This is a genomic window from Neobacillus sp. BF23-41 (genome assembly GCF_041106275.1).
Map to the genome: position 1 here is coordinate 1 of NZ_JBGBPR010000042.1, position 24,224 is coordinate 24,224.

Sequence of the window (24,224 nt, forward strand, 5' to 3'; positions counted from 1 at the left end):
CTGTTCAATACAGAGATCATCTTCTTGAAACTGCCTAGGTCTTTTTTAAAAATGTCCTTTACAACGGGTACACTTTAAGCGGGCCTTGCTTTTTTAATAGGTAACATTGGAATGATTCACAATTCCGCAGCGGATAATGTGTTTCTCTTTGTTTCCCCTAAAATCCCCAAAAGAAATTCCCTCCAATTACTCTTAAGTTTTGTTTCTTTCGTTATTCCAAAATTATTTTATGGTGTTTTTTGCGAAGTATACAGGTTTTCCTTTTTTAATCTAAAAAACACATAATAGTAGCCTTACTCTATTCACTTCGCTTAATTCATAGTAAAATTTATAAAAATGGTGAAATTGATTTGCATGATCAAAAGGATAAAAAGTAGGATAGTTCATTTTGATGGACAAAAAGGAAGGAAGGGTAAAACGATGGATTTCGAAATGGTTATGCAGGAACTCGAAACGCTTAGCAAGGAACGAATGAAAAAGACTTACATAAGCAATGGTGCTCACGAGCCGGTTTTTGGGGTGGCTACAGGTGCCATGAAGCCAATCGCAAAGAAAATTAAGAAAAATCAGCCTTTAGCCGATCAGCTTTACGCCACCGGGAACTACGATGCCATGTATTTTGCCGGCATCATTGCGGACCCAATGGTAATGACTGAGGCTGATTTTGAGCGTTGGATGGATGGGGCGTATTTTTATATGCTTTCCGATTATGTGGTTGCTGTAACGTTGGCTGAAACTGATATTGCGCAAGATGTAGCCGATAAATGGATCGCAAGTGGAGAAGAACTTAGAATGTCAGCAGGCTGGAGCTGTTACTGCTGGCTTTTGGGTAATCGACCGGATAGTGAATTTAGCGCCAGCAAGATTGCCAGTATGCTTGATCAGGTGGAAAATAAGATTCACGATTCTCCTGAACGAACAAAATCCGCTATGAATAATTTTATCTACACAGTCGGAATTTCCTATTTGCCGCTCCATGATAAGGCGGTTGAAACTGCAAAGGAAGTAGGCCCAGTAGAAATCAAGCGGGACAAGAAAAAAAGCAGTATTCTGCTTGCTTCCGAAAATATTCAAAAGGAAATTGATCGAGGGAAACTTGGTTTCAAACGCAAATATGTAAGGTGTTAGCCTAGTTTGTAGAGTAACTACTCTAGCTGGGAATGAGAGCTCCATACATGATGTATAGGCTTTAAAACAATAAAATAAAAATGGCTTAGTATTCACTGTACTGAGCCATTTTTTTTATGACGAAAATCTTAAGCAAAATTCGATTTCATCGAGGCTGCATTTCGAATACACGACAAATTATTCATTCTATTATGGGACTATATAATTAAAAACCATGAAAGGTGAGGAATTTTGAAAGAATTAGCAGGATTTTTGATTTAAATAAAGGAATATATTCTATATAATTTTGAATTATTCATCAATTCTATCAAGATATGAAAGAGGGTATCCGATATGAATGAAAATTTCTTTGCTGATTATAAAAACTATATTGTTGTACCGGAAGACGAAAAGCAAGTTAGAAATGAAGTATTTGATCCCAAAAATTTTGAAGCCTTTTATATACTAACACTGTCCATTTTTGATTCCCGTTTATCGACCTGGAAAGATGCAAGTAAATTTGAAATTGATGTTGAAAAAAGTATCAAAATAGTCCTGAGGGATTTCAATCAAATGGAGTGGAAGAAGTACCATCTTCAATTACTAGAATTTGATAAGTATAAAAACTATTTTATCTTGGCCCTTTCTTCTAAAACAAAATTTAATCCAGGGGAAGAAAAGGATCGTATTAATGATCTCATTGATAAAAAAGTAACGAATTCATTTTATGTTGGGCAAAGTTGGTTCAACCTCATTGGTGATAAAGGAAGAGTTGCCCGTAAACTCTTTTGCTACTCCTTTAAGGAATATTTGGCCCAGGACCAAAACCATTTAAAAAGGGAAGAAAAATACGAAAACATCAGTGAATTCATCCCTAAAAAAGGAGAAATGAAGCTGATAAAAAGCTCGCTGAAAAAGGATATTCTCTAACTGCACAGGTAACCGGTGACTTGCCTCGGCAGGTCATCGGATTTTTGTAGATAGAACGTGTATTCAAATAATTTACCTATTATTGGGCATCCTCTATTTGAGGATGTTTTTGCTAACCAAGAGGGGTGATTTTTTTGAAATGCCCGCAATGTGTTTATACCAATCCAGATGGTGTGAAGTTCTGCTTAAGCTGCGGAGAAAAGTTTTTTAAAAATAACACACAAGAGAATGAAAATAGCTTTTTTTATGAGTTTGCCCATTACGTTGATATGGTTCCAAGATTCCAACGATCGATTGAACCAAAATTTCAAAACATATTTTCGCGTGTTTTCCGTAATCATAGTGAACTGGAAGCGGACCGGCTGTTTATCGTAGGAACTGCGCTTACGACACCAAAAATTTCGGAAGTGAAAGACACCTGGCCAAAACCATGGCTTTTTGCTAGGGTGTTCATCCTTTCGCTTCTGGCATTCGTAGGATTTTATATAGGTGTGAGCTATTTTAGAAATGTGAACTTTATACCAGGACTCATTATTGTTGGTGCTTTTGCTGTTCCGTTTACAACATTAATCTTCTTCTGGGAGATGAATGCTCCGCAAAACATTGCCTTTTATCGAGTGATATACGTTGTGATGATCGGTGGGATTCTCTCCATGTTAGTCGCACTCGTATTTTTCGATATTCTGAAAAACAATATCAATCCAATAACGATTGGAATTGCTGAGGAACTTGCCAAAGCGATTACGGTCATTACGTTTGTTCGATACCGAAAATATAGATATATTCTAAACGGCCTTCTCATTGGTGCTGCAGTTGGAGCCGGTTTTGCAGCATTTGAAACAGCTGGATATGCTCTAAGGGCACTGCTTTCTGGGGATAGTACCAATCTCTACAACACGATCCTTTGGAGAGGAATCTTTGCACCCGGCGGGCATATTGCCTGGGCAGCACTGACTGGTGCAGCATTCTGTAGAGTACAAGGCGACCATCCATTTAATCTTAACATGCTATTCCGCTTTAGGTTTTTACGCGTCTTTATCTTAGTGGTTTTGATGCATGCTTTATGGGACACTCCTATAACAGGAATGTTCCCCTTCGGACAGATTTTTTTAATGCTAGCTTCATGGGTAGTTGTCTTCCTGCTCATCCGTGCTGGCCTTAAGGAAATAAGCGAAAGAAAAGTAATGATTTAAGAAGAACAACAAATAGACTCGAAAAATGTCGACAAATAGGTGAAAAAATTGAAAAAATGGTATATAATCATTTAGTCATTTAAAATTATATAGTTCGCATCGTGCGAAAGAGGTTCTAGCCCCCCTCATTAAAAAAACTAAGATGAAGCAGCACTTCTATCTTGGGGTGCTGTTTTTTTCTATTTGAAAGGAAGTATTTGATATACATGTTGAAAAATGAAAAGGCAGTTGTTGTGTTTAGTGGTGGACAAGACAGCACCACTTGTTTATTTTGGGCATTAAAGCAATTTAAAGAAGTAGAAGTAGTTACGTTTGATTACAATCAACGGCATAGTTTAGAAATTGAATGTGCCAAAAATATAGCCAATGAACTTGGCGTGAAACATCATATTTTAGATATGTCCTTATTAAATCAACTAGCCCCTAATGCGTTAACACGTTCCGATATTAATGTGACTGATGGGGGCGATGGGGAACTGCCGTCCACATTTGTGCCAGGACGTAACCTCTTATTCCTAACCTTCGCAGGTGTGTTAGCACGTCAAATCGGTGCCAAGCATTTAGTCACTGGTGTATGTGAAACAGATTTCAGCGGGTACCCAGATTGTCGTGATATTTTTATCAAATCACTGAATGTCACCTTGAATCTATCGATGGATGATAATTTTGTCATTCATACGCCATTAATGTGGTTAAACAAAGCAGAAACATGGGCCATGGCAGATGAATTAGGCGCGTTTGAATTTGTTCGTGAAAAAACATTAACATGCTACAATGGTGTGATTTCGGATGGATGTGGAGAGTGTCCAGCTTGCGTCTTAAGAAAAAGAGGGCTTGATGACTTTCTTAATGGGAGGTTTTAAACGATGGGTTTTAGAATCGTTGATAAACTTCAGAAGATAAATGAGGATATTCAACCTCATCAATTAAAATATCATTCGAAACGTGTGCTAGTGAGCAAGGAATTTACCTTTGATGCTTCACACCACTTGCATTGCTATGAAGGGAAATGCAAGAATTTGCATGGCCATACGTACAGAGTTATTTTTGGATTAAGTGGTTTTGTTGATGAACGCGGCTTAATGATCGACTTTGGCGATATTAAAGACATTTGGAAAAATGAAATCGAAATCTATCTTGATCATCAATACCTAAACGAAACCCTTCCATCGATGAATACAACAGCCGAAAACATGGTTGTCTGGATATATGAGAAAATGAAAGATGCCTTAGCAACAGAAGAACGTAGGAACCAATATCATGGTGCAAGAGTGGAATTTGTCCGTCTGTTTGAAACCCCAACAAGCTTCGCAGAAGCGAGAAGGGAGTGGATGGAGGAATGAGTAAGATACCTGTATTAGAAATTTTTGGCCCAACCATTCAAGGCGAAGGCATGGTCATTGGTCAAAAGACGATGTTTGTTCGGACAGCCGGCTGTGATTATTCATGCAGCTGGTGTGATTCTGCCTTTACATGGGATGGCAGTGCCAAAGAAGATATTCAGCAAATGACCGCTGAAGAAATTTGGGATGAATTAAAAAGAGTCGGAGGGGACAATTTCTCGTTTGTGACTATCTCAGGGGGAAATCCGGCGCTGTTGAAAAACTTAGATGTGTTTATCGATTTATTAAAAGAAAAAGACATCAAAATTGGCATCGAAACACAAGGAAGCAGATGGCAGGACTGGTTCCTAAACGTCAATGAACTGACCATTTCACCAAAGCCGCCGAGCTCCAACATGGTAACCAATTTCGAAATATTAGAATCTATTTTTCAAAATTTAAACGACAATGATTTTAAACATCAAGTGAGTCTAAAAGTAGTCATCTTCGATGACGCGGATCTTGAGTATGCGAAAATGGTTCATAGCCGCTATGCGGATATTCCTTTTTATCTCCAGGTTGGGAACGATGATATTACGAATTTCAATAATAATGAATTGATTCAAAAACTACTGTTGAAATATGAGTGGTTAGTCAATTGTGTGGTTGCTGACCCTCAATTGAATGATGTAAAAGTATTACCGCAATTACATGCGCTTCTATGGGGAAATAAGAGAGGCGTGTAAGGAAGAGAGTATCCTGCAAATATATTAAACTAGGTAAACATATCAACACCTATGTCCATTACTCTGGTAGGTGCCTTACTCCAAGCCCATCAAATTGCCATTTGAAAATGGTGGTTTTTCTTTTTGGTCTTATCCTCTCTGCAATGTACTATTATAAATAACCAGTTATTGATATCGGTGTCGTTTAAGCAGATGTAAGAATAAAGGAGAAAATGAATAAGTAAAATTCGTAAGGGTGTGCCATTTTTTGTACACCTTTTTATTTTTCACTATTGGAAGTGTGGCATGAGTTAACTGAAGACCTAATAAATAAATTAACATAGAGGGGTCATTATTTAAGAAAATACTCTTTAATTAGGAACATTAATAATATTCTAAAATTTATGTTGTTTTATTTCTCACCTTTTCTCTAAAATGGTCTTGAACAAAGAATTTTGGGGAGGTTATGTCTGTGATTGAAAAAATGGTTGATATTAAGAAATTGGTTGAAGCTGTTCAAGATGAGGTGATCGAGTGGCGAAGGCATTTCCATGAAAATCCAGAGCTTTCTTTTCAGGAGTTTGAGACCTCGAAATATGTGTATGATAAGCTGCAGTCCTTCGAGAATATTGAAGTTTCTCAGGTAACCCCGACAAGTATAATGGGACGCCTCGTTGGCAGTAAACCCGGCAGAGTACTTGGATTAAGAGCGGATATGGATGCACTGCCTATTAAGGAGGAAACAGGGCTCCCTTTTGCTTCAAAAAACAATAATGTCATGCACGCCTGCGGTCATGATGGGCATACTGCGATGCTCCTCGGTGCAGCAAAAGTACTGTCTCAATTGAAGGATGAGATTAAAGGGGAAATTAGATTTTTCTTCCAGCATGCAGAGGAACTGTTCCCTGGTGGAGCATCAGAAATGGTTAAAGAGGGAGTAACCGAAGGTATCGATGGTGTCATTGGACTACATTTGGCTTCTCAAATCCCTATTGGAAAATTTTGTATTTGTTATGGCCCTGTTACAGCAGCAGCAGATGCATTTGATATATTGATTCAAGGAAAGGGCGGGCATGGTTCAGAACCGAATGCGACTGTTGACCCTATTGCGATCGGAGTTCAGCTAATAAACGGAATCAATCAGATCATTTCACGAAAAGTGGACGCAAGTCACCGTGCGGTTATTTCCGTCACGCAATTTCATGGTGGAACGGCAAACAACATCATTCCTGATCGAGTAACAATTGGAGGAACTGTTCGTACATTAGATTCGGATAACCGTAAGCAAATACCAATTTGGCTAGAAAAGTTAACGAAAGGGCTCACGGAAGCCAACGACGCTTCCTACCAATTTGATTATCAGCTTGGCTACGCTTCGGTTGTGAACGAGGAAAATATCACCAAATTAGTTGATAATACCATCGTAGAAACCTTTGGTGAAAGTAATCGGGTGATATCCCAAGCAATCATGGGTGGAGAGGATTTCTCGGCGTTTTCTGAGGCAGCACCAGGTTGTTTTGTGTTTTTGGGCGCAGGGAATGATAAATTAGAAGAGAATTTCCCTCATCATCACCCCAAATTTGATGTCAAAGAAGAATCATTGGTTCTTGGTGTAAATTATTACGTTAAGACTGCATTAACATTTTTGAATGAAAAATAAATCACTTCATTTTTTCATGAAGTGATGAATAGAAGGAGAGGAGAAAGCGTAAGCATGTTATTTAACCAGACCGCTTGCTCCTCACTTTTTTTATAAAACCTGACATGAAATTCCTCAATAAATCGGAACTTTCACGGCGACAATGGTTCCCCATCCAAGCTTACTCCGAATCGTAATTCCATAGTTTTCTCCATAGGTTAATTGAAATCGTTTATTTGTATTATAAAGACCAATGTGATTGGAAGAAGAATAATTTGACCTCAATTTAGTACGGATATCTTCTAATCTTTCAGCTTCAATACCTGTTCCGTTGTCAATAACTGATACCAAAAGGTACTTGGTGGAACTTTTGATTTTCACCTTAATGGATAGTTTTCTTCCCGGGTCAACCATTCCATGCTGGAGAGAATTTTCAATAAGCGGTTGAAGAAACAGTTTGACGATATAATATTTTCCAACATCCGCATCGTAATCCCAGATACACGTAAATTGGTCTTTGTGTCTGATTTTCTGAATGTCCACGTAACTCTTTGTATGTTTAATTTCATCCTCTAATACTACTAAGTTATCCTTCGCATCTAATGAAAAGCGGAGAATAGTGGCCAAATTATCAATCATTTCATTAATTTCATTCGGTCTTTTTGTCAGACTAATAACCTTCCAATTAATGGTCTCAAGTGTATTAAATAAAAAATGAGGGTTTAACTGTGAATGATGAACAGATAATTCCAGCGCTTGCATTTTATATTTCCGCTCAGATAACAGGACCTTCATGTAGGATTGCTCCATAAAGTTTGTTAATATTTTATGAATAATGAAGCTGTGAACATCCGTTACAACAGATGGTAAATGGGGTAGGGGTTCACCCTTTTCCGCACGGTTTAAGATATTGACAATAGAGCGAATCTCCCTGAAATTTCTTTTGGTTAAATAATATGCCACAATTCCTCCTACAATAATAGAGGAAATTAGCAGTATTAGAGTAACCATGCTTAGTTGGTATGGAAGTTTATAAAGGGAATCTTTCGGTATGGTTGAAAAAAACAACCAACTATATTTTTCTGACTCTACCTTAAAGACAATGGATGGCTCTTTCTGAATCAGCATGGTGCTAATCGCTTTTGAATTGATACCCATGGACTTGATATTGGTGGTTGATAATTTAACCGGATGGTTTTCAAAGAGAACCTGGTAATCCTGATCCATAACCAAGAAATTTTGTCCCTGCATTTTATATAAGTTGTTTAGATAGTCCTTTAAATAGGCAGCGTTTACATTTAAAACGATGTATCCTTGATCGCCATTTGCAAGAGTAAAGCTTCGATACATCGAAATGACTTCAATTTTTTTAGGGGCGAAATTCTCCGGTTTCCGAATAATCGTTCTTTTCTCGGTCCAAACAGCTTCACTAATTTTTTTCTTACTAATCGTTTTATACCATGAGGTGTCTTCGAAAGTAGATAAGTCAACAACTCCCCCAGTTGTTGAGGTAAGAAAGCGATTATTGTCATTGTCTATGTAAATATAAATGGAATCAATGTATCGATGTGCAATAGCGGGTGAATCGATCATGTTTTTTAAGGAAGCCAGCTTCACATAATCCATTTGGTCCAGCCATTTTTTTTGCAGCATGTTTTGTAAATCAATAAATTCAAGTGCACTTGCTGCAATGGTCAAATTAATAGAATCTAATTCATTGAAAATCATTTCAACGTTCATTTGAATTTGATTCAATAAATTGAGGTTTTCCTGATTTATTTTTTCTTTGAGATACAAATGAATTAAGCTAATTGCTAGTGTTCCAAGGATTAAGATGGGAATGAGCATTGGAATAAGCAGTTTGATTAAATTTTTAATATAAAAAGAACGTTTAAGGGAATCCATATGAACCATTCCTTAATTCAACAGCCGATATTCTTTCGGACTAACACCGAAATATTTACGGAAAGCACGTGTGAAATTTTTGGCATTACTATAACCGACCATTTCACTAACTTCATAGGCTTTGTATTTCATCGTTTTCAGTAATATTGCTGCTTCTTCCATTTTCACTTGAAAAACAAAATCTGAGAAATTTTCGTTTGTTTTTTGTTTATAATATTTGCTGACATAATGAGGGTTCATATACACGGTTTGCGCTGCATCTTCTAAGGAAGCGCTTTTAAAATTGGTTTTTACATAATCTTTTATTTTGAAAATAATGGGATCATCCTCCCCGTCTATGTTTCGATGTACAAGTATCGGCTCAGCATTATGGGGAATTCTTTGGTCAAGGTCTTTTTTGATTTGGGTAAAAGCTTCCCTTAGCTCTGAAAACTTTGTAGGTTTGAGAATATAATTTTTAACCCCATATTTTATAGCTTCTTGTGCGTAGTGAAACTCTTGGTAACCGCTAAGAAAAACGGTCATAACATCGGATTGCTGAAGGTAGATTTCTTTAATTACCTCAATTCCAGTCATCATTGGCATGGAAATGTCACAAAGCAATGCATCCACGTTTCCCTCTGAAATCAGTTTTAGTGCTTCCATTCCGTTTGAAGCTTGTCCAATTACTTCAAATCCAACCTCATTCCAGGGGAAATAGTTTACCAAACCGTGCCGAATCTCATATTCATCATCGGCAATCACTAGATTATACATCGGCCACCACCTAAAATAGCTATTTTAATATTCAAAATATACTATACTTTAAACATTTCAACAAGAAGGATTAAATTTCTTCTTGTCAATAAAAGATACGAAATGTCAATTCAAGTCCCTTTTTTTGATCCCTATACTTTGATTAAATAATAGTAATCAAGTTATTACTCAGCTATTCAAAAGACTGAATATTAGTTAAATTAATATTTTTTTCGTATTTTAGAAAGAGTGGTGAGGGAATGAGACCTCTGCTGGAAGTCGATCATGTAAAAATTGCATTTGAGTCAGAAAAGGAAGAAGTAATTTCTGTAGAAGAAGTGGGTTTTACCGTCAATCCCGGAGAAACAATCGGCATTGTAGGTGAATCCGGATGCGGTAAAAGTGTAACCTCCTTGTCTATTATGGGGCTTCTCGGGAAAAACGGAAAAGTAAAAAAGGGTCAAATCTTATTCGGTCAAGAGGACCTCACAAAAGTAACAGTACAACGTTTAAGCGAAATCAGGGGAAATGAAATTTCGATGATTTTTCAAGAACCAATGACCTCTTTGAATCCCGTTTTTACGATTGGAAATCAAATGGTTGAGGGGATCAAGCTCCATTTAAAAATGAATACGAAGGATGCTTCAGAATATGCAATCGAAATGTTAAAAAAAGTGGGCATTCCAAGGGCAAGGGAAATCATGAAAGAGTACCCTCATGCGTTATCGGGAGGAATGAGGCAAAGAGTGATGATTTCAATGGCTTTGGCATGCAAACCCAAACTTCTAATCGCGGATGAACCCACAACAGCACTTGATGTTACGATTCAGGCACAAATTTTACAATTAATGAAAACGCTTCAAAGAGATTCAGAGACGGCAATCATGCTCATTACCCATGATTTAGGCGTAATTGCTGAAATGGCCGATCGGGTTATTGTTATGTACGCAGGGCAGGTAGTGGAAGAAACAGATGTATTCACTTTATTTAAGGAACCTAAGCATCCCTATACAAAAGGCTTAATGGCATCAATACCACATCTTGACTATGACGAGGAGCAGCAGCTTGACTCCATTCCTGGATCAGTACCTAGTTTAAAGAACATGCCAAGGGGCTGCCGGTTTCATACGAGATGTCCACATGCCACACAGCGCTGCCTAAAGGAACAACCAGGACTAGAAAAAATTCAGGAAGGGCATAGAGTGAGGTGTTGGTTAATGGAGGAAGAGTATCTGAGTTCTGTCTCCAGTAAACCAAGGGAGGAAAGTGTCAAATGAATATCATGCTGGATGAAGAATCGATTCCTCTATTAAAAGTAGAAAAATTAAAGACTTATTATCCTATTAAAAAAGGAATTTTTTCAAAAACGGTTGGTCATATAAAAGCCGTGGATGGAGTGGACTTTTTCATAAATGCCGGTGAAACGCTCGGCTTAGTAGGTGAATCAGGCTGTGGGAAATCGACCATTGGAAAAACCCTTGTTCGTTTGGAAAACGCTTCAGAAGGAAAGGTGTACTTTCAGGACAATGAAATTACGAAAGCCTCAAGCGAAACAATGAAAAGCATCCGCCGGGACTTACAAATTATTTTTCAAGACCCTTATTCCTCACTGAATCCAAGAAAAAGAATCAAAGACCTACTTGAGGAACCAATGAAAATTCATAGGGTAATAGAGAAAGAAAACTTACATAAGCGAGTTGATGAACTGCTGAATTTAGTGGGCCTTCCGCAAAGCTATAAAAATCGTTATCCCCATGAATTTTCCGGTGGGCAGCGGCAGCGGATCGGAATTGCCAGGGCATTGTCCTTAAATCCAAAGCTTATCATCTGCGATGAACCTGTTTCCGCCTTGGATGTTTCCATCCAAGCCCAAATATTAAATCTGCTTAAGGATTTGCAAAAGGAACTTCACTTAACCTATTTATTTATTGGACATGGATTAGGTGCAGTGAAATACATCAGCGATCGAATTGCTGTCATGTATTTGGGAAGAATCGTTGAAGTGGCCACAACAGAAGAAATTTTTCGAAATCCCAAGCATCCCTATACAAAAGCATTATTAAGTTCCTATCCCATTCCAAACCCTGAAATGAGATCGAAAGAGAGAATTGTAATACCAGGAGATGTACCGAGCCCGGCCAATCCTCCAAGCGGGTGCAGTTTTCATACACGCTGCCCCATTGCTACAGCAATTTGCAGGGAACAAATTCCAGTGCTAAAAGGAAAGGAACATAGTGTGGCATGCTTTTCTATTAAAGATGTTTAGGAAGAATATTTATTTTTAGAGAAAGAAGGTGTGAAATTGGTTCCATATGTTATTCGTAGGATTTTAATCGCCATTCCTGTCTTATTTGGGGTAACGATTGTAAACTTTATTATTATCAATATTGCGCCAGGAAACCCTGTTGATATGTTTGTTGATCCCAATACTTCTACGGAACTACTCAATTTGCGAAAAGAACAATTAGGCTTGAATGATCCGTTATGGGTTCAATTTTTCCATTGGCTGGGTAACCTTCTGCAAGGCAATTTGGGCTTTTCCTTTTCCACTTATGAGCCTGTGTCGAAGTTAATAGTAGATAGGATTGGCCCAACTTTTGAATTAATGTTACTGGCACTGATCGTTGGTTTAGTGATTGCTCTTCCTATTGGAATTATTAGCGCAGTAAAACAATACAGCAAGCTTGACTATTTTGTTACTGGTTCATCCTTTTTTGGAATTTCAATCCCTCATTTTTTTCTTGGATTGGGTCTTATTTATATCTTTGCAGTTAAATGGCAAATCCTCCCTGCTGGTGGGATGTCCACTCTCGGAAGTGAGGGTAGTTTCATAGATAAGGTAAACCATCTAATCCTTCCTGTCCTTGTACTGGCAACCGGGATTGCTGGACAGTATGTCCGCTATATCCGGGCAAGTTTACTAGAAGTTCTAGGTCATGATTATTTAAGAACAGCAAGGGCAAAAGGATTAAAAGAAATGGTCGTAACAAATAAACATGCTTTAAAAAATGCCTTAATTCCAATCATTACCGTCATTGGACTGGAAATTCCGTTCCTGCTTGGAGGTGCTGTCATAACGGAGCAAGTATTTCAATGGCCTGGAATGGGACAGCTTACCATCCAATCGATTATGTCAAGGGATTATCCCACATTAATGGCACTAAATCTATTAACTGCTTTTATGGTTTTATTTGCAAACCTATTTACTGATATTCTTTATTCTTTTGTTGATCCGCGCATTAAGTATAAATAGGAAAGGAGGAATTGACTATGCCGATACTGGAAACGAATCTCAAAAAAGAGATGGAGGCACCAAAGCTACATACAGAAATGTCTTATTTTGAGATTGGCAAGGAAGAAACACCTTTTAAACTCGTTGTTAAACGATTTATGAAACATCGTTTAGCGGTAGCAGGTAGTATTTTCATGCTCCTTATCATCCTTATTGCCGTTTTTGCACCAGTTATTACGACTAAGGATCCCTATCACGTCTTTGACGAGTTTTCTGCACCTCCTTCTGCTGAGCACTGGTTAGGCACCGATCAAGTGGGTCGGGATGTTTTCACTCGCTTGGTTTATGCTTCTAGAGTGTCGATGATGGTAGGTCTTGGCGCTGTTATGATCTATACCGTCATTGGTACGATTATCGGTGCGGTGTCAGGATACTTTGGCGGGTGGATTGATACCTGTTTAATGCGTTTAACAGATGTTTTTATGTCCTTTCCAAGCCTCATGCTAATTCTAGTCGTCGTTAGCATTTTGGGACCAAACCTTTTGAATATTATCTGGATTTTGGGACTTCTTGGCTGGCCCTCCGTTGCCAGACTTGTCCGGGGGAGTGTTCTCACGTTAAAGCATGTTGATTTTGTAAAATCGGGAATTGTGCTTGGATTAAGTACACCTCGGATTTTATTTCAGCATATTTTACCGAATGCGATGGCTCCGATAATAGTCCAAGCTACGTTTGGAATTGCTGCAGCGATCATTGTTGAAGCATCTCTAAGTTTTCTGGGAATGGGAGTGCAACCTCCAACAGCCAGCTGGGGAAATATGCTTACTGACGCTCAATCATTAACTGTATTAACTTCACAACCATGGCTTTGGCTTCCCCCTGGGGTAATGATTGTTCTAGTTGTACTTGGAATTAATTTTATTGGCGATGGAATGCGTGATGCCTTAGATCCGAAATCAATGAAATAGGAATCCTACTTAATGAAAGAATGAATGGCATTATATTTTAATAAAGAAAAGAGGGCAAATGTGAAAAAAGTTAAATTAAAGTTTTGTACCATTTTTTCGATTGCTTTGCTATTATTCCTAAGTGCATGTACAGGTGCTGATGAATCATCCTCTACACCAACGAAAAATGGCAAGGAAAATGGATCATCAAGTCAAGGTGATACCATTGTTGTGGGAATATCCAATGCATTAGGTACCATTAATCCGATTAATGCTCGTGATCAGGGAGCATGGACGATTTCATCCATTTTATTTGACCCTTTCTTTGAAGAAAGCGAATCAATGGAATATCTGCCTAAATTAGCAGAGAGCTTTGAAACAAAGGATAACCAAGCGTTTACCATAAAAATAAATTCAAAGGCAACGTGGACGGATGGAAAGCCAGTTACTACTGAAGACGTTAAATTTACGTTTGACACGATGGCGAATCCTAAAGTTCAAAGCATCGGCTTGAAAAACCTTCATGTTATTGATGGATTAGATGAAAATGGTGTACTGACTAAAGGAGAAACGAGTGTTAAGGGTATTGAAATTGTCGATGACAAAACATTCGTCATTCATACCAAAAACCCGGTAGATCCAAATTACATGAAAGGCTGTTTAGTCAATATCCGGACAATCCCTAGTCATATCCTTAAAGATAAAGATCCTGCTACTCTTCATCAAAATCCATATTTGTTAAAACCAACTGTAACGGATGGTGCCTATACGCTTAAAAATTTCAGCCCAGAAACACTAGTAGAACTTAAGGCCAATCCTAGCTATTACCGTGGTGCTCCAAAGACTGAAAAGCTATTCTTTAAAGTTGTGCCTTCTGCTAATTTAACGGCTCAGCTTCAAACAGGTGAAATTCATTTGAATTATCCTGCTGTAGGTCCCATCGCTATTCAAGATTATGAAAAAGTGAAAAATATGGCCAATGTTCGGTCAGTTGAAGGAAAAGGATATGATTATCAAGAGATATACTTTAATATGAAAACCATTTCTGACCCAAAAATGCGTCAAGCTATTGCTTATGCCATTAACCGGCCTCAAATTGTTGAGAAACTGTTAAAAGGGAAATCAGATATTATTGATGGAGCATATACACTCCCGCATCCATATTTAGATAAAAGCATTAAGAATTATGAATATGATTCCAAAAAGGCGAAGGAATTAATAGAGGAATCTGGATGGGATAAGAGTAAACCCATTCGACTTAATGTTCCTGTTGGAAACCAGGTTCGTGAACAAGCAGCAGTGATTATTTCTGAAAACCTTCGTGCAGTCGGTCTAAAGGTACAAATTCAAAAGTACGATTTCTCTACATATTTACAAAAAGCTGCGAAGCATGATTTTGATTTAATGTTCCTTGGAATCCCTTACCAAATTGATCCAGATATTAGTTCGAATTATGTTACCAATGCTGCTTATAATTTTGCAGGTTATAGTAATCCGGAAATGGATCAATTATTATCACAAGGCGCTTCAGAACCAAACCCTGAAAACAGGAAAGTAATTTATAATAAAGCACAAGAAATTTTGCATAACGACCTGCCAACCTTAACCATTTATACGGAACATCAAATGGGGGCGGTTTCCAAAAAAGTGAAGGTAGGTACACCAAAACAATTTGGCATGTTCTATGATGTGCAAAATTGGGAAATAGAAAAATAATTTAAGAAAAGAGAATATGATGTAATAAAGCTGACCTCGGTTCTAAACTGGGGTCATTTATTTTTATAGAAGAGCATGATCAATAGATTATTGTAAAATAATTACGTTCCTTGAAATGTGAAAAGGATAAATGGAATTCCTTCTTTTGAAATCCTAACCTATAAACGGAGGAAAGATTAGAAGATTATCTTACAAAGCCGATGAATGTGACTGAAGTTTTTTTGAAAAGTCTATTTTCGCAAGGAAGGCTAAAAATCCCCGAATCCATTAATGGATTCGGGGATATTATTTGATTTAATTTTGCTTATATCATTTTATTTCATGACGTTGTTCAATAAGTTTTTCAATTCTTTCTAATTCTTGTTTATTGTTAAGAAGTTCTTTTTTGTTTTCCTGTACTAATTTTTGAAATGACATGTTATTCGTTTTACGCATGATGTTCCTCCTGATGTATATGTTTCGTATTAGTAGATGATCAGAATAGAATAGTTTCAATTTTTATTTTTTGTTGGAATTTATTCTATATTAATATAATAATGTATTTTTAGACTTTTTTGATTATTAATTTTGAACATTTTGTGACAGATTATATTTCCATTAAAAGATAGTAGAGATTTTGGCTCTGTACTCCAAAAGTATTGTATATCCATAATTTGCAAATCATAGCGAATTGTTCTCGTATGGAATATGCTGTCTGCGATTCTTTCTTTCTACTGTCACGATACTATAGATGAAGTTTATTGAATTTTTCTTAAGCCCTTCCCAGCATGAATCTCTCGAATACCTTCCTCGCAAACCCCGTAAGAACGCCAAGAACAAGTTTCACAGACAACTTGAATATCGGCGGGGATGACATGTTTTAGGATATGGGACTCAATATCCTCCCATCTAAGAATTTGTCCGATTTTAAGGTTCATTTTGTCTAAAATAACGGCATCTCTTTCATAGATCTGGTCGTCTTGGCAATGGTATTCACCTGAATTAGGGAACTTTTCACACAACTGATCTGGTCCCTTTACAAGCTGAATCAACGTTTTTGGGTAGTTTCTCAAGGTTTGATGCAAAAGCGTCATATTTTCCACGTATTCTTGGGAATAGCCCATTCCCCGATAGCCTAGAAGGCAAAAAAGATGATGTCCTCGTAGCTTATACATTATTCTCCCCCAGTTTGTTTACTCCCTTTTTATATTAATAGTAAACTATGATTGTAATTCGGTTAACATCTATAAGTTTTATTCTACCATAAATAAGAAAAACATTTGACATTTCTACCTGAAGTGTTAACATTAGCCATGCAGGGAAATCATTACATGACAATTAAATAAATGACGCAATTCCGCTAGAGGTGCCTTTTTAAAAGGCTGAGATTGAAGTACTACTTCGGGACTCTATGAACCTGATCTGGGTAATACCAGCGTAGGGAAGTGGAAAACGGGATATTTGAAGAACGTATGTTTCTATTTCGAATTTTCGACCACTTTCTTACCTAAAGAAAGTGGTTTTTTGTTTTTTACTTTAAGCCTTCGATCTTCGGAATCTGCTTAAAAGGAGGGACGGGTATTTCAACTAGTATAAAAGATAAAGAGTTACATATTATCTCCAATGGAAATATGCCAATCGAACAGTTATGTGAAATTGTATGCGAAATTCATCCTTATATAACCGCGATTCATTTGCGGGAAAAACAAAAAACAGCACAGGAACTTTTCCAAGCCGTCCAACGGTTAACAAATGAAAACATCCCACTATCAAAGATTATCATTAATGACCGAGTCGATGTTGCCTGCGTTACCAGGGCTAGAGGAGTTCAATTAACCTTCCATAGTTTGGATGCAGCGCTTGTGAAAGAATATTTTCCTCAGCTTTTGCTCGGGAACTCCATCCACTCCTACGAGGAAGGACAACAAGCAAAAGAGAATGGTGCTGATTACGTGCTATATGGCCATGTCTTTCCTTCGCAATCAAAACCGGGTAAGACCCCAAAAGGACTAGAGGAATTAGCAAGGCTCACCCAATTAGACATCCCGGTAATAGCCATCGGCGGAATCACACCTGAAAATACGGGGCAGGTACTTCAAGCAGGGTCAAAAGGGATCGCAGTCATGTCAGGAGTTTTAGATGCTCACGATCCATTAGCAGCAGTTAAGGCTTACCTAAATGTATTAAATGGAGATGAACAAAGTGGAAAAATCATTTGATGTGGCCATTATTGGAGGAGGAATTATCGGGTCCTCGATTGCCTATCAGCTCGCAAAAAGGGGAAGAAAAGTCGTCATAATTGAGAAGGACCGAGTCGCTTGCCAAGCATCCAGTGCGGCTGCCGGAATGTTGGCAGCACAAGCAGAGCTGGAACAAGACGGTCCTTTATTCCAGCTAGCTTTAAAAAGTCAAGCGATGTTTTCAACGCTCGCAAGTGAGTTATTTGAATATACGGGAATTGATATTGAGTATGTGAATAAAGGAATGGTGAAAATTGCCGAAACCGAAGAAATAGCGCTCGAAGTTAAAAAACAGGTCACCTTCCAAAAAAAATGGGATCCAACCATTACCTGGCTCGATGCAACGGAAGTTCGTGTGCTGGAACCATCTCTTTCACCAAGTGTAGCTGGAGGGATGTATCTCCCTCATGATGGGCATGTACAACCAGCAAAGTTAACAAAAGCCTATGCAAAAGCCGCGGAACATTTTGGTGCCAAAATATATGAAGAGACGGAGGTTCTGTCTTTTGTCTATGAAAACGGTCAGGTTAAAGGGGTAACCACCAGCAACGGCGTTATCCATTGTGAACAGGTGGTTGTTGCCACTGGAGCTTGGGCGGCGAAATTAATGCAAGAATCAGGAATCGATATTCCTGTTTATCCTGTTAAAGGAGAATGCTTTTCGATTAGAACAGAAAGGCCGATGATCAACGCGACCATTTTCTCCGACAAACGCTGTTATTTAGTACCCAAACGAAATGGAGAAATTTATATAGGTGCGACTGTGATTGAAAATACCTTTGATACCAAGGTAACTCCTGAAGGGATTGCTACATTGATAGAAAGAGCGACTCAATTAGTTCCTCAGATTAAGGAGGCAGCATGGGAGCGAGTATGGGCTGGAGTCAGACCGCAGACAGGCGATGGAATCCCTTATATGGGCGAACATCCAAGCAGGCGTGGGTTGTTCATTGCAGCAGGCCATTTTCGAAATGGAATTTTATTAAGCCCGATGACAGGGAAACTAGTTGCGGACCTAGTGTCAGGTAGATTACTAGATCAGGAACTACTCTCTGCTTTTCACCTAGAACGGCACAAAGAAACGGTTAGTTAGGAGGAAAACCATGGAGGTAGTAGTAAATGGCGAGTGGATCCAATTACCCGAGAATATCGTATGTGTTTCAGATGTTCTCAAACACTATGACATCCAAGATAAGGTCGTTGTTGTGGAAGTAAACGGTGATATATTAACCAGGTTAGAGCACCAAAGTACGAGAATATCAGCTAAAGATCGAATCGAAATAGTCCATTTTGTAGGAGGCGGTTGACATGTTAAAAATAGGTTCATTATCCTTTCAATCACGTTTGTTACTTGGTACGGGAAAGTATCCAAGCTTTGAAATCCAAAAGGCAGCAGTGGAAGTGTCGAAAGCAGAAATCCTCACGTTTGCGGTGAGACGAATGAATATCTTTGAACCAAGCCAGCCGAATTTTTTAGAACAGCTCGACACTCAAAAATATAAGCTTCTGCCTAATACTGCTGGAGCAAAAACAGCCGCAGAGGCGGTCCGGATCGCGAAACTAGCGAAAGCTTCAGGACTTTGCGATATGATTAAAGTGGAAGTAATTGGCTGTGATCACACCTTGCTTCCTGACCCAATTGAAACCCTTAAAGCAACGGAAGAGTTAGTGAAAGAAGGATTTATTGTCCTCCCCTATACATCCGATGATGTGGTTTTAGCTCGAAAGCTCCAAGAAGTGGGCTGTCATGCGGTCATGCCAGGGGCCTCGCCAATTGGATCCGGTCAAGGGATCATCAATCCTGTTAATTTAGGCTTTATTATCGAGCAAGCGGCCGTACCTGTGATTGTGGATGCTGGTATTGGCTCCCCAGCTGATGCAGCATTGGCGATGGAATTAGGAGCTGATGGAGTGTTATTAAATACGGCTGTTTCAGCAGCAAACGATCCGGTCAAAATGGCTCGAGCCATGAGTTTAGCGATCGAAGCGGGACGATTAGGCTTTGAAGCCGGACGAATCGAGAAAAAGAGATACGCTACAGCCAGCAGTCCCAAGGAAGGAATGAGTATCGGGTGAATCGCTACTCACGACAAGAACTATTTTCACCAATTGGGAAAGACGGGCAGCAGCTAATTTCCACGAAACATGTACTCATCATCGGAATGGGAGCACTCGGTTCAGGAAGTGCCGAGGCACTTGTCCGTGCTGGAGTGGGAAAACTAACTATTGTGGATCGGGATTATGTCGAATGGTCGAATTTACAGCGACAGCAGCTCTATGCTGAAGAAGATGCCAAAAGCCGAATTCCCAAAGTCATCGCAGCTAAAAACCGATTAACAGCGATTAACTCTTCGGTGCTGATTGAGGCCATCATTGGTGATGCCTCCGTTACCGAGCTTCTTGACTGGGCTCAAAATGTGGATCTGATGATTGATGCAACCGATAATTTCGAAACAAGAATGATCATGAATGATGTAGCACAAAAGGTTGGCATCCCTTGGATTTACGGGGCATGCGTGGGAAGCTACGGCATATCCTACACGATTATTCCAGAAAAAACACCATGCCTTGCTTGTTTACTTGAAACCGTTCCGCTAGGAGGATTAACCTGTGACACAGCTGGAATTATAAGTCCAGCTGTGAACATGGTCGTAGCGTATCAAATAAGTGAATCCTTGAAAATTTTGGTCGGGGATGCGGATTCGCTGCGGAACAAACTCGTGTCTTTTGACTTGTGGAAAAACCAACATAGTATGATCCAGGTAGATAAATTGAAAAAAGAAGATTGTCCAACCTGTGGGAAAGAACGATCCTTCCCCTATTTAGCTTTTGAAAATCAAACCAAGACTGCTGTACTTTGTGGAAGAGATTCTGTTCAGATACGTCCTGCGCTTCCCGCCTTACGTGACTTAGTAGCTTTAGAAAAATTATTGGCAAATCAAGGGGGAACAGTACAGCGAAATCCGTATCTATTATCTTATTCAGTGGACCCGCACCGATTAGTCATTTTTAAAGACGGAAGGGTGTTAGTCCACGGAACCAAGGATATTTCCGAAGCAAAGGCACTATACCATCGATACTTAGGGTAATAACAACCGCTAGCAAAGGTCTTTCCATGAAATGTTTCCAAAATTATGCTAAGCTTAATTATTATGGAAAGGAGTGATTAGTGATGGATAAATCAATTCCAGAAATTACACTTAATGATGGGCTAACTTTGCCAGTGATTGGTTTGGGTACATATAAGCTAAGAGGGAATGATGGTGTTCATTCGATCTTAAGCGCAATTGATATGGGATATAGACTAATAGATTCTGCTTATAATTATGAAAATGAAGGCACGGTTGGTGAGGCTGTTAGACGCAGTTCTGTTGCAAGAGAAAAATTAAAGATTACATCGAAACTGCCAGGTCGCTATCAAACCTATGGCAGGGCGGTTGCGACCATTCAAGAATCGTTATTTCGGGCAAATCTAGATTATTATGATTTATATCTCATTCATTGGCCAAATCCGAAACAGGACATTTACGTTGAAGCTTGGGAAGCATTAATTGATGCTAAAAAATGGGGGCTTATTCGTTCGATCGGTGTCTGTAATTTCTTACCTGAACATATAGAGCGTTTAGAAAAAGAAACAGGTGTGAAACCTAGCCTTAACCAAATCGAATTACACCCATTATTCAATCAAGCACCACAAAGAAAATGGCATGAAGAAAATAACATTACAACGGAATCCTGGAGCCCAATTGCTCGAGCAAATGAAGTTTTACAAAATGATACCATTCAACAGATTGCCGATCATCATAACAAATCGATTTCACAAATTATTTTACGTTGGCACTATCAACTTGGGGCCATTGCCATTCCTAAATCATCATCTCCTGCAAGGCAGCTTGAAAATATATCTATTTTTGACTTCTCCCTAGATGAAATAGAAATGAGTATCATATCAGGATTAACTCGCCCTTATGGCAGAATAAACAACCAAGATCCTGCAGTATACGAAGAATTTTAAAGCATTTAATAAATAAAACAGACAAAACACTCCACTAAAAATATAAGTGAAGTGTTTTTTTTTTAGAGAGTCCAGTAACCAGAAAAGGGTGTAGTTTTTAGGACACCCTTTTCTGTGAAAAATCAATAGTATTTTAACCTAAGAGGTGATTTGCGTGGGAGAAATATAGTTTACAACATTTTAATACTAGCTGTGTTCAGTGTAATGAGGAATTTTGAGAATTAGTACAAGAAATTAAAAATATATATAAAGGAAATGGATATAAAGTAAAACCGAGGTTAAAAAGCTGTAGCGGCAATAAGCAGCTTATATGAAAAGTATTAGATTTAGCTCTCCGCCTTATATGCACAGTGAGAGGTGATGAAATCATGTTTTCTGTTACAGAAATGCGGAATTTCACGTTGTTTTCTATTCCCCATATTGTAACGTTAATTCTCTTCTTTATTACATGTTGCGCTTTAGTTTATTACAAAAAGAAACTTAAACCATACCAGCCAATTATGAAATGGATACTATTCGGTATTTTGCTTGTTTGTGAGATATCACAACATTTGTGGTTAATATTAACAAATAAATGGGAAGTCGATGATCTTCCATTACAGCTTTGTTCAATTAGTACCTTTTTAGCACTGTTCTTATACTTGAAAAACAATCAAAAAGCGTTTAATTTGTTATTTTTTATCGGTACCCTACCTCCTATTTTAAGTATGATTACTCCTGGTATTGTCAATCAATTTCCTCATTTTCGATTCATAAGATATTTCCTTCAACATTCAGCTATTCCATTGTCCGTATTGTATTTTATTCATTTTGAAGGTTACAGGATTCCTAGGAAAGGGGTTTTATTTAACTTTTTAACTGTGAACATTATCGCCGTACCTATTTTTTTCTTGAATCAAAAGCTTGGAACGAATTTTTTCTTCTTAGCGAACCCTTCAGAAACAAAAACAATATTATCATTTTTTGGCAGTGGGATTATGTATTATATTAATCTGGAGATCGCCGCATTGTTGTTATTTATCATCACGTACATTTTAATGGAGTTTTTACAAAAAATAGAAAATAAGAGCATTAATGTTGAAAAGAAAATAGGTGAGAGTGAATGACTAGCGAAAAATATCCCTTCTCAGTCTAAAGAATCATCAAAGATTTCTAGACTTGGAGGGGATTTTTTTTTGTTGTTATCTTAAACTAGAATAATCATTTTTGTAACATGGGGATGCCGTATCTATTCTACTGTAAACATCCAACTTACTCCATATTTATCCTTCACAGAACCATGCAGCTTGGCAAAGAATGTTGGTTGAAGATCCATAAGAATGGTTCCGCCATCTTCGAGCACATTCCATGCATTTTTAGCACGCTCTTCAGAGTCAAGTTCGACACTGATGACCACTTTTTCGCTATTTGGAAAGTCTCGATTTCCATCAGAACCCATAATAATACCCGAATCTGTTAATTTCAATTGTGCATGCAACACAAGGTTTTTATGGCTTTCAGGAATAGGAAAATTAGGAATTGCCGGCATCTCACCGTATCTTTGCATTAAAATCATTTCTCCATCAAATGCTTTTTGATACCATTTAAAAGCCTCTTCGCATTCTCTGTTAAACATTAAATAGGGTTTAATCATTTTACTTTCTCCTTTGTCACTAAATTAGGTAAGCCATGGTGCTTCTATTAACAGCAGCAGGGGTCATATTTTATATTATACGCGAACGTTTGTTCTTTATACAAGAAATAGTATTAAACTATAATTAATGGTACTTTTATGTGGAAATCAAATTTACACGAAATCATCAATCAGCATCAAATATAAGTTAACCAAAAAGTTTTTAAGACATAACTAGGTCTTTTGGACTACCAAAATTTACAGCTATCATCCATTTGGCAGACATGATATATTTCTCTTGTAAGTTCTTAACGGAACTAACGCGTAACCTTTTATTACAGAGAAGTACTCAAGAGGCGCCCCTGCTAAGGGTGTAGGTCGGGTAACCGGCGCGAGGGTTCAAATCCCTTCTCCTCTGCCATTTTATTATGGGGATGTCATGGTATCGACAGGGATAGTTTGAGCTTATATGGCGAGTCGAGGGATTCGTCCTCGTAAAAACGATAAAGCCTAATAACTGGCAAACAAAACAACAACTTCGCTTTCGCTGCCTAATAACAGACGATAGCGGTTCCTCCCTCCATCGTCCATGTGGTAGGGAAGGGACTCATCATAAGTGGACTACGCCGAATTCCACCGTCTGAGGATGAAGGAAGAGACGAACCAGACTAGCTGCTTCAACGCTTGTCAGTAGGCTAACGAAGTAAGTGAAATCAATTCTACTGACTACACTCGTAGAAGTATAAGTGCCAATATCTTTGCACACGGGTTCAACTCCCGTCATTTCCACTAAAACCATCCAACAAACATCTTGAATTTGATTCATTATCCGATGATCATGTAAATAGGAAGTTAGAATTGTTCCGCAGTAGCTCAGTGGTAGAGCTATCGGCTGTTAACCGATCGGTCGTAGGTTCGAGTCCTACC

The 24,224-nt window shown here is 38.3% G+C and carries 24 protein-coding genes, 2 tRNA genes, 1 other RNA gene and 1 riboswitch; of the genes, 22 read left to right on the plus strand and 5 right to left on the minus strand.

Features of this window, described 5'->3' with window-relative positions; all coding sequences use genetic code 11:
* Positions 1-420 precede the first annotated feature (420 nt).
* From AB7942_RS28340 to AB7942_RS28370, 7 genes are all read left to right on the plus strand, one after another.
* Positions 421-1,128 carry a DNA alkylation repair protein gene (locus AB7942_RS28340; RefSeq protein ID WP_369449438.1) on the plus strand — a complete coding sequence of 236 codons (708 nt, stop codon included), beginning with the start codon at positions 421-423 and terminating at the stop codon, positions 1,126-1,128.
* 333 nt (positions 1,129-1,461) lie between these two features.
* Positions 1,462-2,037, plus strand: coding sequence for a hypothetical protein (locus AB7942_RS28345; protein ID WP_369449439.1), 576 nt, complete (start codon positions 1,462-1,464; stop codon positions 2,035-2,037).
* A 134-nt stretch (positions 2,038-2,171) separates the two neighbouring features.
* On the plus strand, positions 2,172-3,230 hold the full coding sequence (locus AB7942_RS28350) for a PrsW family intramembrane metalloprotease (RefSeq protein ID WP_369449441.1): 1,059 nt from the start codon (positions 2,172-2,174) through the stop codon (positions 3,228-3,230).
* A 209-nt stretch (positions 3,231-3,439) separates the two neighbouring features.
* A complete protein-coding gene (gene queC, locus AB7942_RS28355; protein ID WP_369449460.1) occupies positions 3,440-4,093 on the plus strand; it encodes a 7-cyano-7-deazaguanine synthase QueC in 654 nt (217 codons plus the stop codon).
* A gap of 3 nt (positions 4,094-4,096) precedes the next feature.
* A complete protein-coding gene (gene queD, locus AB7942_RS28360) occupies positions 4,097-4,573 on the plus strand; it encodes a 6-carboxytetrahydropterin synthase QueD (RefSeq protein ID WP_369449442.1) in 477 nt (158 codons plus the stop codon).
* Positions 4,570-5,298, plus strand: a complete 729-nt coding sequence (gene queE / locus AB7942_RS28365; RefSeq protein ID WP_369449443.1) for a 7-carboxy-7-deazaguanine synthase QueE — start codon at positions 4,570-4,572, stop codon at positions 5,296-5,298. Before queD ends, queE begins: the two co-directional genes overlap by 4 nt.
* 445 nt (positions 5,299-5,743) lie before the next feature.
* A complete protein-coding gene (locus AB7942_RS28370) occupies positions 5,744-6,937 on the plus strand; it encodes a M20 metallopeptidase family protein (RefSeq protein ID WP_369449444.1) in 1,194 nt (397 codons plus the stop codon).
* Positions 6,938-7,051: 114 nt separating this feature from the next.
* On the opposite strand, the gene AB7942_RS28375 is transcribed toward AB7942_RS28370, so the two are convergent.
* A complete protein-coding gene (locus AB7942_RS28375) occupies positions 7,052-8,821 on the minus strand; it encodes a sensor histidine kinase (protein ID WP_369449445.1) in 1,770 nt (589 codons plus the stop codon).
* Positions 8,822-8,833: 12 nt separating this feature from the next.
* Positions 8,834-9,577, minus strand: coding sequence for a response regulator transcription factor (locus AB7942_RS28380; protein WP_369449446.1), 744 nt, complete (start codon positions 9,575-9,577; stop codon positions 8,834-8,836).
* A gap of 239 nt (positions 9,578-9,816) precedes the next feature.
* Between AB7942_RS28380 and AB7942_RS28385 the strand changes: the two genes are divergently transcribed.
* From AB7942_RS28385 to AB7942_RS28405, 5 genes are all read left to right on the plus strand, one after another.
* Positions 9,817-10,833 carry an ABC transporter ATP-binding protein gene (locus AB7942_RS28385; RefSeq protein WP_369449447.1) on the plus strand — a complete coding sequence of 339 codons (1,017 nt, stop codon included), beginning with the start codon at positions 9,817-9,819 and terminating at the stop codon, positions 10,831-10,833.
* The gene (locus AB7942_RS28390; protein WP_369449448.1) at positions 10,830-11,822 is read left to right on the plus strand and encodes an ABC transporter ATP-binding protein; all 993 of its coding nucleotides are present in this window, start codon (positions 10,830-10,832) and stop codon (positions 11,820-11,822) included. Before AB7942_RS28385 ends, AB7942_RS28390 begins: the two co-directional genes overlap by 4 nt.
* A gap of 36 nt (positions 11,823-11,858) precedes the next feature.
* Entirely contained in the window at positions 11,859-12,809 is a 951-nt protein-coding gene (locus AB7942_RS28395; protein ID WP_369449449.1) for an ABC transporter permease, read from the plus strand.
* 77 nt (positions 12,810-12,886) lie between these two features.
* Positions 12,887-13,756, plus strand: a complete 870-nt coding sequence (gene opp4C / locus AB7942_RS28400) for an oligopeptide ABC transporter permease (RefSeq protein ID WP_369449461.1) — start codon at positions 12,887-12,889, stop codon at positions 13,754-13,756.
* 60 nt (positions 13,757-13,816) lie between these two features.
* Positions 13,817-15,451, plus strand: a complete 1,635-nt coding sequence (locus AB7942_RS28405; protein WP_369449450.1) for an ABC transporter substrate-binding protein — start codon at positions 13,817-13,819, stop codon at positions 15,449-15,451.
* A 309-nt stretch (positions 15,452-15,760) separates the two neighbouring features.
* Here the strand turns inward: AB7942_RS28405 and AB7942_RS28410 are convergent, their stop codons facing one another.
* Both AB7942_RS28410 and AB7942_RS28415 read right to left on the minus strand, forming a co-directional pair.
* Positions 15,761-15,886 carry an FbpB family small basic protein gene (locus AB7942_RS28410; protein WP_369449451.1) on the minus strand — a complete coding sequence of 42 codons (126 nt, stop codon included), beginning with the start codon at positions 15,884-15,886 and terminating at the stop codon, positions 15,761-15,763.
* 302 nt (positions 15,887-16,188) lie between these two features.
* Complete coding sequence (locus tag AB7942_RS28415; RefSeq protein ID WP_369449452.1) at positions 16,189-16,605, minus strand: DUF1284 domain-containing protein; 417 nt, start codon at positions 16,603-16,605, stop codon at positions 16,189-16,191.
* A gap of 177 nt (positions 16,606-16,782) precedes the next feature.
* Positions 16,783-16,891: riboswitch (TPP riboswitch) on the plus strand.
* A 152-nt stretch (positions 16,892-17,043) separates the two neighbouring features.
* Here AB7942_RS28415 and AB7942_RS28420 point away from each other — a divergent pair.
* From AB7942_RS28420 to AB7942_RS28450, 7 genes are all read left to right on the plus strand, one after another.
* Complete coding sequence (locus tag AB7942_RS28420; RefSeq protein ID WP_369449462.1) at positions 17,044-17,649, plus strand: thiamine phosphate synthase; 606 nt, start codon at positions 17,044-17,046, stop codon at positions 17,647-17,649.
* A complete protein-coding gene (thiO, locus tag AB7942_RS28425; protein ID WP_369449453.1) occupies positions 17,633-18,763 on the plus strand; it encodes a glycine oxidase ThiO in 1,131 nt (376 codons plus the stop codon). The genes AB7942_RS28420 and thiO overlap by 17 nt, the downstream gene beginning before the upstream one ends.
* Positions 18,764-18,773: 10 nt before the next feature.
* Complete coding sequence (gene thiS / locus AB7942_RS28430) at positions 18,774-18,977, plus strand: sulfur carrier protein ThiS (protein WP_369449454.1); 204 nt, start codon at positions 18,774-18,776, stop codon at positions 18,975-18,977.
* Between the two features lies 1 nt (position 18,978).
* On the plus strand, positions 18,979-19,746 hold the full coding sequence (locus AB7942_RS28435; RefSeq protein WP_369449455.1) for a thiazole synthase: 768 nt from the start codon (positions 18,979-18,981) through the stop codon (positions 19,744-19,746).
* Complete coding sequence (locus tag AB7942_RS28440; RefSeq protein WP_483310943.1) at positions 19,701-20,759, plus strand: thiazole biosynthesis adenylyltransferase ThiF; 1,059 nt, start codon at positions 19,701-19,703, stop codon at positions 20,757-20,759. The genes AB7942_RS28435 and AB7942_RS28440 overlap by 46 nt, the downstream gene beginning before the upstream one ends.
* An 83-nt stretch (positions 20,760-20,842) precedes the next feature.
* On the plus strand, positions 20,843-21,685 hold the full coding sequence (locus AB7942_RS28445) for an aldo/keto reductase (RefSeq protein WP_369449457.1): 843 nt from the start codon (positions 20,843-20,845) through the stop codon (positions 21,683-21,685).
* Positions 21,686-22,053: 368 nt separating this feature from the next.
* Complete coding sequence (locus tag AB7942_RS28450) at positions 22,054-22,791, plus strand: YwaF family protein (RefSeq protein ID WP_369449458.1); 738 nt, start codon at positions 22,054-22,056, stop codon at positions 22,789-22,791.
* Between the two features lie 122 nt (positions 22,792-22,913).
* On the opposite strand, the gene AB7942_RS28455 is transcribed toward AB7942_RS28450, so the two are convergent.
* The gene (locus tag AB7942_RS28455; RefSeq protein ID WP_369449459.1) at positions 22,914-23,318 is read right to left on the minus strand and encodes a VOC family protein; all 405 of its coding nucleotides are present in this window, start codon (positions 23,316-23,318) and stop codon (positions 22,914-22,916) included.
* Between the two features lie 318 nt (positions 23,319-23,636).
* Between AB7942_RS28455 and AB7942_RS28460 the strand changes: the two genes are divergently transcribed.
* From AB7942_RS28460 to AB7942_RS28470, 3 genes are all read left to right on the plus strand, one after another.
* Positions 23,637-23,718: transfer RNA gene (locus tag AB7942_RS28460), tRNA-Ser, on the plus strand.
* Between the two features lie 9 nt (positions 23,719-23,727).
* Positions 23,728-24,089, plus strand: a transfer-messenger RNA (tmRNA) gene (gene ssrA / locus AB7942_RS28465).
* A gap of 78 nt (positions 24,090-24,167) precedes the next feature.
* Positions 24,168-24,224 (plus strand) — tRNA-Asn (locus AB7942_RS28470).